The sequence below is a fragment of the Bacillus sp. 196mf genome (genome assembly GCF_003217275.1).
GTDB lineage: Bacteria > Bacillota > Bacilli > Bacillales > Bacillaceae_G > Bacillus_A > Bacillus_A thuringiensis_S.
The window spans coordinates 386,433-398,747 of record NZ_QJTG01000002.1; the positions used below are offsets into that span (position 1 = coordinate 386,433).

The window sequence follows — 12,315 nt, forward strand, 5'->3', positions numbered from 1 at the left end:
TTTAATATGAAATTTCATGTACTGTATTATTTTCGAAAATAATACAGTACATAGTATAAAAAGAATAACATAAGAAAAGAGTGTAAGATTTTATGAAAAAATGATGATTATAGTAGAAATAGTTGATTCTTACTTGTTTTGTATAAAGTTCGATTCAAATTACACTTCACATTTAAAATATTTAAATAATTCAAACGGAAAAGCTTGACCTTCACACTATGTAAAGGTTTACAGTAAGACAGAAAAGGAGGTTAAGAAATGAAAAAAATAACGAATTTGTGTATGAGTGCTATACTAACCACATCTATTTTCAGTGGTTATGCTCTAGGGAAAGGGATTGAGAAAGTTCAGGCGAAGGAAATTGAAAAAACGCAAAGAAAAGATATGAAGAAAGTAGAGGTACGAAAACAAGTAGGAAAGTATACAATGCCAGATGAAAAAAGCAAACATGAAGGAACATGGCTACAATGGCCTCATGAATTTACATATGGGCAAAAATATCAGCAAGAAGTAGAGCCAATTTGGATTCAAATGACAAATGCTTTAAGCAAAGGCGAAAAAGTTCATATTGTTGCATATGATCAAGAAGAAAAAGAAAGAATTACTGAGGTTTTAATAGATCACGGGGTAAATATGGGGAAAATTGATTTCTTTATCGCACCTACTGACGATGTATGGGCGAGAGATACTGGACCAATTTTTGTTTATGATAATGACAAAAATCTAAAGATATTAGACCCAGGATTTAACGGATGGGGAAAGAAAACACCATATAAGAAAGATGCTCGTCTTCGTGAGAATCTTAGTAAACAGTTAGGAATTGAAAGAATTGATTGGAATAAATTTGTTCTTGAAGGTGGCGCATTTGAATTAGATGGTAATGGAACTGCTTTACTAACTAGAAGTGCTGTAACGAATAAAAATAGAAATGCAAAATTGTCAGAAAAATATATTGAAAAATATATTAGTGACCTTGGGGTAACAAATTTTATTTGGTTAGATGGAGTACCTAACTTAGATATTACTGATTTTCATATTGATGGATTTGCAAAATTCCACGATAAATCTACTATTATAACATTAAACAAAAAAGATTTAGCTGAATGGGGAACGTCTGATAAAGATATTAACAAGTTGTTGCAGGCAAAAGATGCTGAGGGTAATAAGTACAAGTATGTATATCTGCCGCTAAGCAAGAATAATGTTACATTAGAAAACGGAAAGCAACTTGATTATAAAGGTTCATATATTAATTATTATATAGCGAATCAAGTTATCTTAGTACCTAACTATAATGACCCTAATGATAAAATAGCAAATGAGACGATTCAAAAACTTTATCCTGATCGTAAAGTGGTGGGGGTTGATGTAAGAGAGCTTTATAAAAATGGTGGTATGATCCATTGTATTACTCAACAACAACCAATTAATTTAAAATAATATATTTATAGTGTTTAGGGAAGTTTTCTATTTCTTATGAGAACCTGTTTATCTATAGGATAGGTAAAGATGCGATGGCATTTTTACCTATTTTATTTTATTTTATTTTATTTTTTATCCTGCATTAACGGGCAGCTCTAATGATTAAAGTTTCAGTTTATAAGTTAAGTATACCTTTCCTATAAACTGAAGAAACCCACCCTTTTTGAAAAAGCTTAATCAAAATGGATGGATTTTCTACATTAAAAGCTATACTTGCTGTTACGGAAGAAACATTGTCTAAAGGTATGTTTTTACCTTTTAAAAGTTCCTGGTACAATTAGTCTTACTAAAATATCTAAATACAATCTATATTTTTTCTTTTAGCAAGCCATACATGCCCATTACCTTCAGAATACAGAATTACCTTAAATAATAAAAGTTCAGCGACTTTTCTGTTTTTATTTGTAAATGAACCACATTATACTTGGTCAATTATTGTGCAACCTTTTCGAATAAATGATTTTCTTTATTTGAAAATAAGGGTGCATCTATAAAACCATAATGATAAACTAAAATACCTAATTCTACTCTAGAATTAATATGCCATTTTTCTTTAATATGATTAATTATCGTTGAAATTCTTCGAGGGGTAACATATATTTTTTTTGAAATTTCTACATCTGTAAATCCTTTTGCTACATAAATAGCCACTTCTAACTCTCTTTCGGTCAACATTCTTTTCATAAAATACGCTCCTTCGAAATGATTTATATAAAAATCAAAAGAAACTATTAAAAGAAATAAAGGTGGAAAATCATATTTAGTTCTTTTAATTTCGCTATTTGCGGACAGTAAGATACCCACCTCAAAATTTAGCTGTGGCAAAGAAGTCGGACTCTCTGTAAATGCCTGCCTGGAGTGGACTAATAATCAGTGGGCATGAATAAAACTCCCATTGATTATTAGTGAACCATATTTTAATAATTTCTCGTATTGTGATACAAGTTTGTAAAAGAAACTATAAATCCATATAATTAGTAATTGTAACTATATTAATTTTTACATTACATTAAAAGTTGGAAAATATTCTTATACTCATAAAGTGTTACATTTGAGGGAGGAAAGATGGAATTCTACAATCTTGGTATTATTATTAAAGAACTTAGAAAGAAAAAAAACATGTCACAATCTGAATTATGCCATGGAATATGTTCACAAAGTCAAATTAGTAAGATAGAAAAAGGTATTATTTATCCATCTAGCATATTGTTGTATCAATTATCTGAAAGACTTGGTATTGATCCAAATTATATATTTGCACTAACCAAAAACAAAAAAATAAAATATATTGAAAATGTAAAATATGTAATGAGAGATTGTGTGAAACAAAAACAATATAATGAGCTTTACGAAATAGTGAAAAAAGAGAAAAACGAAAATAATTTCCAATCAAAAGAAGATAAACAATTTCTATTATGGCATGAAGCGATTGCTATATATTATGTAAATGGAGCAACAATTAATGCTTTTGACATTTTAAATAGAGCACTAAAACAAACCTTAAGTAGTAGTAACTTTTTATCAGAAAAAGAAATAAGCATAATGAATTCAATTGCTATAATACATGCAGAAAATAAAGAGTATGAGAAAAGTATAAATATATTAAAACAAAGTTTAATTAATTTTAATAAGATAGAATTTCCTAGAGAAAAAGAAATCAAATTAAGACTCATTCATACGTTAACAAAATGTTTACACCTTGCAAATCAATATGAAGAAGCAATAAAGTATAGTGAAATAGGCATAAAATTAGCCATAAATATGAATACTTTATACTTATTAGGTGAATTATTCTTTGAAAAAGGTGCAATTTTATTAAAAGTTCAGCACTCTAATGAAGTTGGTTTAACATACATAAAAAAGGCATTATTTATATTTGAATTAACAGAAAGAAAACAATATATAAAAATGATCAAGGATAAATATATTAAAAATCAAGAATAAACAAGAAATAATTCTAACATAAGTTATTCCTAATTGGTATTTATTCCTAAAAAAAGTGCTGTAATACGAACTATTCCTAATTGTTGTTTATTGCTAAAATAAGTACCGTAATATTAGATAAAAATAAAGGGTGGCATTTTATGAAAACAAGAGGGATTACTCGTAAAGCAGATAGCATGGGGCGTATTGTTATTCCAATGGAAATAAGACGGAGTTTAGGAATTGTAGAAAAAGATTCTCTTGAAATGTTTATAGAAGAGGATCAGATTATTTTACGAAAATATCAATCTCCAAGAGCTTGTGCACTTACAGGGGATATTTCAGACAGCAATATTTCGTTAGCGAATGGGAAGATTATTGTAAGTCCAAACGGCATGGAACTGTTAATAAAGAAGTTACAGCAATATCTTTTAAAATAAAAGGTAAGTAAGAAATTTAAAATAGAATATACTTGGAAAAAGGTCCTCTATCACCATTTAGGGGACCTTTTTATTGTTATCAATAAAATTGAGAGGCCGTAGTTGGTTCAATGAAATACGAATTAACTCATAAATAGTCTGACTATTTTTTATAAAAAAACTATTTATTTACATTTTTTGGTTTCGTGTTATATTTTTAGTGTCAATATATTTATCTTGAAAATTCTGATTTTAAACTCAGGAAAACTTTAGAAAATGAAATACTCTTACTTGAATTGAAAATCATATAAACATAGTTTGAAAGTAAAGTATGAAAATGAATCAGATTTTCAAATTAAATTTGCCAATTTAACGGAGATTCGTGGGGGAAATGTGACTAAGAAGAAATCTCTTATACTCCACGTTTTTTATCTGTAAATTGGTAGTTCTAATAGCTTTGAAGAAAAGCAAAGGAGCAAAAAAGAAGTAGGTAGTTCATTTAATAGAAGATATGGTGTGAAAAAATAAAACAACGGAGGTTTTATAATGAATAAAGGAACACTGCAGATTACAGAAATTGAAGAAATTAGCATTCCTAATGTATTGAAGGATAAAATCAAGAATCTAATAGACTATGAATTAAAAACTCATAATCCGTATACTTGTGATCAAGAAATAGCTGCAAGCTTTTCGAGAGAGTGGCTTAATTGTTTGATTGATTATTCAAAGAAAACTTCGAATTCAGACATAAAAAAACTACTACATATGATAAAAGTAGCGAATTGTGGTGGGAACGTACCACCTACTCTTATTAAAAATATTCCATGTGATCCTATGGAAACACTATTACCTGGGGAGAATCGCAAAGGTTTTAATTATGGTGAAGACGAAGACGATAGAATGAAAAAATATTTTTATGCAGAATGGGTCACATGGCTTTTTGCCACACTTTTTAATTATGATGCTTTAATTCACCCATCCGAACATGCAGGGAAAAATAGATTTCACCTCATTTCCCCTTTGAACAACGATGAAGTTTTGCGAAATGTCGGTGCAAGCACCGGTGGTGGGAATTTTTATCAACATAACGATGCCACAGTGTTTACAGATATGAAAGACCAATCAGATATTGAAGCAAGATTGAAAACATTCAATACAAATTTAGAAATTGTATCAAATAGACTTAATAAATCCGTGGAACGAATAGTGTCTGAAATTACTTGTGGAAAATTTACTAGAGTTGATGCTCTTTTATTAAAAGGAGTGTTAAATTTAAAAACTCAAACTCATATTGGAACGCCAAAATTACTTCAAAAGCATCTTGAAGAAAATCACTTCAGTAAAGATGATATATTGGCGATAAGTAAAATGCCTATTGCTCATATCGCAGGAATGGCGGATGGTGAAATATCTGGATTTGTAGGGGAAATAAACCAAATTATATTTTTGGATGATAATGGTGATATTATTGCAACTTGTTTGAATGGAGCAGAAAATAGATTGATTTATGTGGGAGAAAGTGAAGAAGAAAAATTGAAATTTGACATGTTTTTAGAACTCTTACGAACAACGCCTACTTATAAGGTTCCACTTACATCTGAAGATTTATTAATTATCCCAAATTCATACTATGGTAAACAAACAAATGTAACTCATGGTAGGGAAAGGTTATCTGAGGAAGAATATAAAATCCCGATTGGAGATAATAAGTACGGAAGAAGAATTGTTTGCAGGCAGTACGTTTCCAGCCGATTACGTGATCAGAAAGAAAGTTACTTTACAGATATCATTAACTAGTTTAAAGAGAGGAGGGGCGATGGGGAGGTTTGGGTTATAATAGCTCAAGCCTGCCCCTATTCTTTGTATGGATTTTACTATTGAATTACTCATACTACTATTTTTAGTAGCTGTATTAGCAGGATGGATAGATACAATTGCTGGGGGCGGCGGTATGATAACTATCCCGATAATGTTATTAGTAGGTATGTCTCCTTCTGTAGCGATAGCAACTAATAAACTACAAGGGAGTAGCGGAACCCTCATGGCAACAATGATTTTTATTAAGAAGAAAGAAATTAATCTCAAAGATATGCGTTTGTCCATCTTAATGACCTTTTTGGGATCCGTTTTCGGTGGATGGCTTGTTTTACAGATACGGGCAGAATATCTAATCATGATATTACCTTTTTTACTTATTATTATTGGTCTTTATTTTCTATTATCTCCAAATATAGCAAACGAAGATCGACCGAGAAAAATAAGTATGTTGTTGTTTGCGTTAACAGTGGCTCCATTCCTTGGATTTTATGATGGCTTCTTCGGCCCAGGAACAGGTAGTTTAATTGCTTTAGCATTCATTCTTTTATGTGGATATAGTGCTACAAGAGCAACTGCAAATGCTAAGATCTTGAATTTTACAAGTAATTTCGCCGCTTTGTTATATTTTATTATTTTTGGCCAAATCGATTGGACAATTGGGTTGATTATGATGCTTGGTCAAATTATAGGATCATATATTGGAGCGAAGATGGTGCTTACAAAAGGGACGTCATTAATACGACCAATAGTGGTTATTGTTTGCTTTGTCATGGCAATTAAAATTTTTTTACAAAATATGAACTAAATGTAATCAAAATATTATTTGGATCAAAGTTAGAGTGTTTTCATGTTCTTATTGCAGTATTACGCTGTTTAAGATGTGTTCAAAATTACACAATTTGACTAGTGTAATGTATTGCGTTATGCTTTTTTTAGTATAAAAGAAAGGCTTGAAGATAATGATTCGTCGTTTGAGAAAGCTAAAAAATGTAGCTGTCGTAGTAAGCTTCTAAGTAAATAGCAAAATATATAATACTTAGAAGCGAGGAATAAAGTTATGAAGTATCCATTATTTAATCATTGGTCAGAAACACAGTATATAAAAGATATAGTAACAAATCCACTCATTGAAGTGGGAGAGTACTCCTATTATTCAGGCTATTATAGTCATCAAAATTTTGAAGATGGCTGTGTAAGGTATTTGTGGGGGGATGCTAAGTCTCAAGCACTTTTCAATCCAATTGAACAGATGGGATGGCATCTTGATAAACTCATTATTGGGAATTATGTTTGCATTGCAAGTGGAGTAGTCATTTTAATGGGTGGTAACCATAATCATCACTCAGAATGGATTACAGTATATCCATTTGCTGAGCAAATTGAACAATCATATGAACCTAAGGGCGATACAGTCATAAAAAGTGATGCTTGGATTGGAATGAATGCTATAATAATGCCTGGCGTTACTATTGGTGAAGGGGCAATTGTTGCTGCGGGATCTGTCGTAAGTAAAGATGTTCCGCCGTATACAATAGTTGGTGGAAATCCTGCTAAGGAAATAAAGAAACGATTTACTGATACAGAAATAAATATGTTAATGGAAATGCGTTGGTTTGATTGGGATAGGAAATTGATTGAGAAGGCAATTCCGCTGTTATCTAGTCCATCCATCGAACCATTATTTGCTTTTTATAAAAATAAAGTGAAAAATAAATAAATCAGTTAGAAAAACTACATCCAGTATAGGGTGTAGTTTTTTTATTACAAAAAACTAATAGTTTAGACTAAAGAAAATTCATCTCTAATATAAGTCTAGCAAATAGCTGAATTGAATAATTAAAATCCTTGATAGCTAATAAAGCATTAACGGGCAGTAAGACCCCCACTGATTAAAGTTTCACTTTATTTTTTGTAAATATGGAACAAATGTAATATCTAGATTGTCTATTAATTGTAATCTTAAAAAATATGAAAGTGCGAATCATTTTGAAAAATATAAGGGGATTAAAAATAGGGATATGTGTGGGAATACAAAGTATCAGGGCATCTAAAAGTGTCGGGTGAGATGGTCTATATGAAAGCGATTCTAATGTCTTATATGTATATACAATTTGAGAACACTGTCTGTTTTTTTGAGATTATGTTAGAATAACGCTTTTTTGAGTACAAAGATATTGGAGGTAACAGAAGTGAAAGGTATGTTTTGCAAGAGATTTATTGCAATAGTAACAGTGCTTACACTATTTTTTAGCATGTTCGTTACATTTGGAAGAGCAGCAGCGGAAACAGTTTCTGCTATAGACGTTGAAGCGGGATCAGCAATTTTAATAGAAGCAAATTCCGGAAAAATTTTATATGAAAAAAATGTAGATGAATCATTGGCAATTGCTAGTATGACAAAAATGATGAGCGAATACTTAGTTCATGAAGCGGTGGATAAAGGAAAACTTAAATGGGATCAAAAAGTTAAAATCTCTGAATATGCACATAAGATTTCGCAAGATCGTTCATTATCAAACGTTCCATTAGAAAATGGTGGCTCTTATACGGTAAAAGAGTTATATGAGGCAATGGCAATTTACTCTGCAAATGGTGCAACAATTGCTTTAGTTGAACAGATTGCTGGTAAAGAAGTTAATTTTGTAAAAATGATGAACGATAAGTCGAAAGAGTTTGGAATGAAAGATTATAAATTTGTAAACTCTACAGGCTTAACAAATCAAGATTTAAAAGGATATCACCTAGAAGGGACAACTCTAGACGAGAAAAATAAAATGTCTGCAAGGGATTGTGCAATTTTAGCACAACGTCTTATTCAAGATTTCCCCCAAATATTAAATACAGCAAAAATTCCTAAAAAAACATTCCAAGAGGGTGGTAAATATCCAATTGATATGGCGAACTTTAACTGGATGTTAAAAGGTTTAATTAAGCAATATGAAGGTGTAGATGGTTTGAAAACAGGAACGACTCCAGAAGCGGGAGATTGTTTCACTGGTACAGTAGAAAGAAATGGTATGCGCCTAATTTCTGTAGTGATAAAAGCAAAATCTCATACGGCACGTTTTGATGAAACAAAGAAATTATACGATTATGGATTTGCGAATTTTGAAGTGAAGAATGTCTACGGAAAAGATTCAGTAATAAAAGGATATGAAACAGTTCGAGTGGCAAATGCAAAAGACAAAGATGTAGTAGTTCAAACGAAGCAAGCTGTTTCACTTCCAATGCCGAAGGGCAATAAAGACATTTATAAAAAAGAATTTAAAGTATTGAATAAAGAACAAGAAGCGCCTATTAAAAAAGGTGTAACAATTAGCAAAATGATTATCTCGCCTAAAGATAATACAGATCCTGGGTTCTTATCAGGTAAATCATTACAAATAGACCTTGTAACAAAATCTGATGTGGAACAAGCAAATTGGTTTACACGTTTTATACGTAAAACAGGATCTTTTTTTAGTGGTATGTGGGATAGTGCGATTGATATAGTAAAAAGCTAATTTTATAGGATACAACTAAATGTTTCACTTTATAAAAATTTAATAAAATCTTTTCTTTGTATTAAATATTTTGTTTTAAATTATGTATATAAAGAAATGGAGGTCAAATTAACTTTGTACTGCTTATATTAGGAATTTAAAGAAACAATATGTACAATTCTCCCACTACATTCTTATAGTGGCCTTTATGAACAGCAAAATTTACAATTTACAAGGAGAACATTTTATGAGTAACAGAATAAAAGAATTAGATTCCATACGAGGGTTAGCGGCACTTACTGTGGTATTTGGACATTTTTTTTTAATGCTACCATCGTTGCCTAATTCTATTAAATTTTCCCCGCTTAGGTTTTTATGGGCGGGTGGGGAAGCTGTTATCGTTTTTTATGTACTAAGTGGTTTTGTGTTATCTATGGCACTTTATCATTCAAAAACAAATTATTGGGGATATTTAATTAAGAGATTTGTAAGAATCTATATTCCTTATTATTTTTGGATAATCGTTACCTTTGTTTTATTTATTTTATTTTCGTCGTATGAAGTGGTAGGATTACGGGATTGGTTCTATGATAGGTGGCAAGGGTCTATAACAAAATTAGATATTCTAAACCACTTTGTGCTTCTTAATAACTTTTTTACGGAAAATTATAATCCAGTTATTTGGTCATTGGCTCAAGAAATGCGTATATCTATTGTGTTTCCTTTGTTATTCCTTCTTTTTTATAAACTGAATTGGAAGAAAACGATACTATTTGCTTTGAGCTTTTCATTAATTAGTGTTGTTCTTAATATGTTGCATATTGGGAAAGCTGAAGGGTTTTATAATGGTTATGCTGATACACTGCATTTTACATCTATGTTTATGGTTGGAATGTTACTTTTTAAGTATCAGGAAAAACTTATCTACTCATATAGGAATATGAAAAAAATTAAAAAAGGATTTCTTATTACATTAGGGGTTATTCTATATTTATATTCCATTTTAATTTATGGTTTTTCCCGTAATGATACAACTTTCTTAATAAAAGATTGGGGTGTCGTAATGGGGGTTAGTATATTTATTATAATGGCTATGAGTAACCTAAAAGTAAAAGCATTTTTAAATAAGAGTGTATTTGTATATTTAGGAGAAATTTCATACAGTATCTATTTATGTCATTTTCCAATCATGATGGTACTATTTAAACTTTTGTATACAAAGATACCTATCTTTTTCCTTCTTACTTTGTGCATTGCAATGACACTACTTTTTTCTATAGTTTCATATCATTTAATCGAAAAGAAATGTATCAACTGGGCAAAACAAAGAACAACAAATTTTTTGAAAAAAGTATAATTCCTAGATAGATTGTATTTCTTTAGTAAATATATGAATATGACCGATTCCTAAGTATACTTAGGAATCGGTCAATTTTAGATTCTAAATGTAAATATAGTAAAGTGGAATATAATTGAAATCGAAAACCACTTAGAAATAACAATTACGGTGTGAGCTATTGTATAGTATAGATATGGTTAATAATAAAGGGGGAATACATATGTGGAAGCGATTTGTAGCAATTGGCGATAGTTTTACAGAGGGGATAGGGGATGAAGTTGAGGGAATTGTATTAAAAAGCTGGGTAGATCATTTTGTTCAACTGTGTGAAAACGATGTAGAATATGCCAATTTTGCAAAGCGTGGGTTAGTAACTGAAGAAATTCGCTCGCAGCAATTGGAAAAGGCGCTAACTTTTAATCCAGATTTGGTTAGTCTCATTGCAGGGGCAAACGATGTTTTAAAAGGACGTTGGAATCATGATGCATATAAGAACGATATGGAATTTATGGTAGATACATTAAGTAAAGCAGGGGCTGATATTATTATAGCAAACCTTCCGGATTTTACAGTTAGGCTTCCTTTTGCTTTTGAAAAAAACAAGTAATAAAAGAACAAGTAATAAAAGAACAATTATTAGAGGCAAATGAAGTTATACGTTCATTGAGCAGAGAGTATAAGCTTCATCATGTTGATTTTTGGAATCATCATTTAGTTAATGACAATACGCTTTGGTCTAAGGATTTAATTCATCCAAACTCAAAAGGATATGTAAAAGTTGCTGAATTAATTTTTAGTAGTTTGCCTGTACAGAAGACAAAATAATAGTTTGCAATGTAACGAATATGGTATTAATTGTATTAAGCTATGTTTTTTAGTAAATGGAAAGAACTAAACATTTAGCAAACAAAGCGTATCTACGATATATTTCTACAGTAGTGCATAAATGTAGAATCACAAAGAAAGATCACTTATGGAAATAGGTGATCTTTAAACGTTTTTATAACTAAATTAAAATATATACTGTATTACTAACAATTTCGTACTACATAAAAATTAAGTTCTCTTATAGAAAAACTGATTTTATATTACCTTAAAATATAATAACATATTCAAATCATATTTTGGGTATGTATCCTAATTGTGAATAATGTGTAATTTTTTTGAAGTATAAATATCCAATAAATAAAATAGGTAGTAGGTGCAGAAGTATTAATACTATATTATTCAATTCTGTTATGAGTACATTAGTAATTGGTAGTATTATATTTTTATTATCAATTTTAGTTATTGGAATTAATTTGCATAGAAAATATGTAGGATAAGAAAAGATAAATATACTTTATTGTATATTTATCTTTTTGTTTAGTAGGATTTATAGCCTCTTTAAACTATTATGTTAATAAAATTAAAAAACTTAATTTTTGATATCCTTATGGCTAAAGCCATCTATAAAATGGCAATATAACTAAATAATTGTTTGGTATGATTTTTGGATTTGGTTTTTTTATCCGAATTTTCTGATTCAAATATTTCAACTTTATGAATATAGTAGGTGAAATATTTGTGTGATAGTATTTGAGATAGAAAAAAGCCAACTTTAAAAAGGATGTGAATTGAATGTGCAAACGACTGTAAAGGGTTATATTAAGGCAACGTTTAGCTGTTATTAGTGTAAGGGAAAGATATATTTTGTAACAGTTGATATAAAAATGAAGAAATGGGTACGCTTTATTTTATCTGACTATTTTAAAGATATAAAAAATAATAGTTTAAGTTTTGACGAAGTTAAATTTTAGGTGAGATGTCAATAATGATTAATTTGGTTTAATAAAGAGGTACCTTATACGCA

General features: G+C 30.0%; 9 protein-coding genes and 1 pseudogene. 9 read left to right on the forward strand and 1 reads right to left on the reverse strand.

Translation table 11 applies throughout. From position 1 onward, the window contains the following. Window positions 1-258 precede the first annotated feature (258 nt). Complete coding sequence (locus ATL10_RS06270) at window positions 259-1,440, forward strand: agmatine deiminase family protein (protein ID WP_061661054.1); 1,182 nt, start codon at window positions 259-261, stop codon at window positions 1,438-1,440. Between the two features lie 474 nt (window positions 1,441-1,914). Here ATL10_RS06270 and ATL10_RS06275 read toward each other — a convergent pair whose 3' ends face one another. Next, entirely contained in the window at window positions 1,915-2,166 is a 252-nt protein-coding gene (locus ATL10_RS06275) for a response regulator transcription factor (protein WP_000827555.1), read from the reverse strand. Window positions 2,167-2,547: 381 nt separating this feature from the next. Between ATL10_RS06275 and ATL10_RS06280 the strand changes: the two genes are divergently transcribed. The 8 genes and pseudogenes from ATL10_RS06280 (at window position 2,548) to ATL10_RS06315 (ending at window position 11,288) form a co-directional block, all read left to right on the forward strand. Continuing rightward, window positions 2,548-3,426, forward strand: a complete 879-nt coding sequence (locus ATL10_RS06280) for a helix-turn-helix domain-containing protein (protein WP_016512835.1) — start codon at window positions 2,548-2,550, stop codon at window positions 3,424-3,426. A gap of 140 nt (window positions 3,427-3,566) precedes the next feature. Further along, window positions 3,567-3,845, forward strand: a complete 279-nt coding sequence (locus ATL10_RS06285; RefSeq protein ID WP_016512834.1) for an AbrB/MazE/SpoVT family DNA-binding domain-containing protein — start codon at window positions 3,567-3,569, stop codon at window positions 3,843-3,845. A gap of 525 nt (window positions 3,846-4,370) precedes the next feature. Then, the gene (locus ATL10_RS06290; protein ID WP_090976595.1) at window positions 4,371-5,621 is read left to right on the forward strand and encodes a hypothetical protein; all 1,251 of its coding nucleotides are present in this window, start codon (window positions 4,371-4,373) and stop codon (window positions 5,619-5,621) included. 67 nt (window positions 5,622-5,688) lie between these two features. Then, window positions 5,689-6,447 (forward strand): TSUP family transporter, encoded by a 759-nt coding sequence (locus tag ATL10_RS06295; RefSeq protein WP_000347984.1) that lies wholly within the window; start codon window positions 5,689-5,691, stop codon window positions 6,445-6,447. A gap of 252 nt (window positions 6,448-6,699) precedes the next feature. Continuing rightward, a complete protein-coding gene (locus ATL10_RS06300; RefSeq protein WP_000876940.1) occupies window positions 6,700-7,359 on the forward strand; it encodes a CatB-related O-acetyltransferase in 660 nt (219 codons plus the stop codon). A gap of 472 nt (window positions 7,360-7,831) precedes the next feature. Beyond that, window positions 7,832-9,145 (forward strand): D-alanyl-D-alanine carboxypeptidase family protein, encoded by a 1,314-nt coding sequence (locus tag ATL10_RS06305; RefSeq protein WP_000677652.1) that lies wholly within the window; start codon window positions 7,832-7,834, stop codon window positions 9,143-9,145. Window positions 9,146-9,332: 187 nt separating this feature from the next. After that, window positions 9,333-10,481, forward strand: a complete 1,149-nt coding sequence (locus tag ATL10_RS06310) for an acyltransferase family protein (RefSeq protein WP_110496594.1) — start codon at window positions 9,333-9,335, stop codon at window positions 10,479-10,481. Window positions 10,482-10,683: 202 nt separating this feature from the next. After that, window positions 10,684-11,288: pseudogene (locus ATL10_RS06315) on the forward strand (SGNH/GDSL hydrolase family protein). Window positions 11,289-12,315: the final 1,027 nt, after the last annotated feature.

Excerpts from the sequence above, each read along its gene's own strand:
- ATL10_RS06270 (WP_061661054.1), top strand. The coding sequence starts at position 259 with ATGAAAAAAATAACGAATTTGTGTATGAGTGCTATACTAACCACATCT.
- ATL10_RS06275 (WP_000827555.1), bottom strand. The coding sequence starts at position 2,166 with ATGAAAAGAATGTTGACCGAAAGAGAGTTAGAAGTGGCTATTTATGTA.
- ATL10_RS06280 (WP_016512835.1), top strand. The coding sequence starts at position 2,548 with ATGGAATTCTACAATCTTGGTATTATTATTAAAGAACTTAGAAAGAAA.
- ATL10_RS06285 (WP_016512834.1), top strand. The coding sequence starts at position 3,567 with ATGAAAACAAGAGGGATTACTCGTAAAGCAGATAGCATGGGGCGTATT.
- ATL10_RS06290 (WP_090976595.1), top strand. The coding sequence starts at position 4,371 with ATGAATAAAGGAACACTGCAGATTACAGAAATTGAAGAAATTAGCATT.
- ATL10_RS06295 (WP_000347984.1), top strand. The coding sequence starts at position 5,689 with ATGGATTTTACTATTGAATTACTCATACTACTATTTTTAGTAGCTGTA.
- ATL10_RS06300 (WP_000876940.1), top strand. The coding sequence starts at position 6,700 with ATGAAGTATCCATTATTTAATCATTGGTCAGAAACACAGTATATAAAA.
- ATL10_RS06310 (WP_110496594.1), top strand. The coding sequence starts at position 9,333 with ATGAACAGCAAAATTTACAATTTACAAGGAGAACATTTTATGAGTAAC.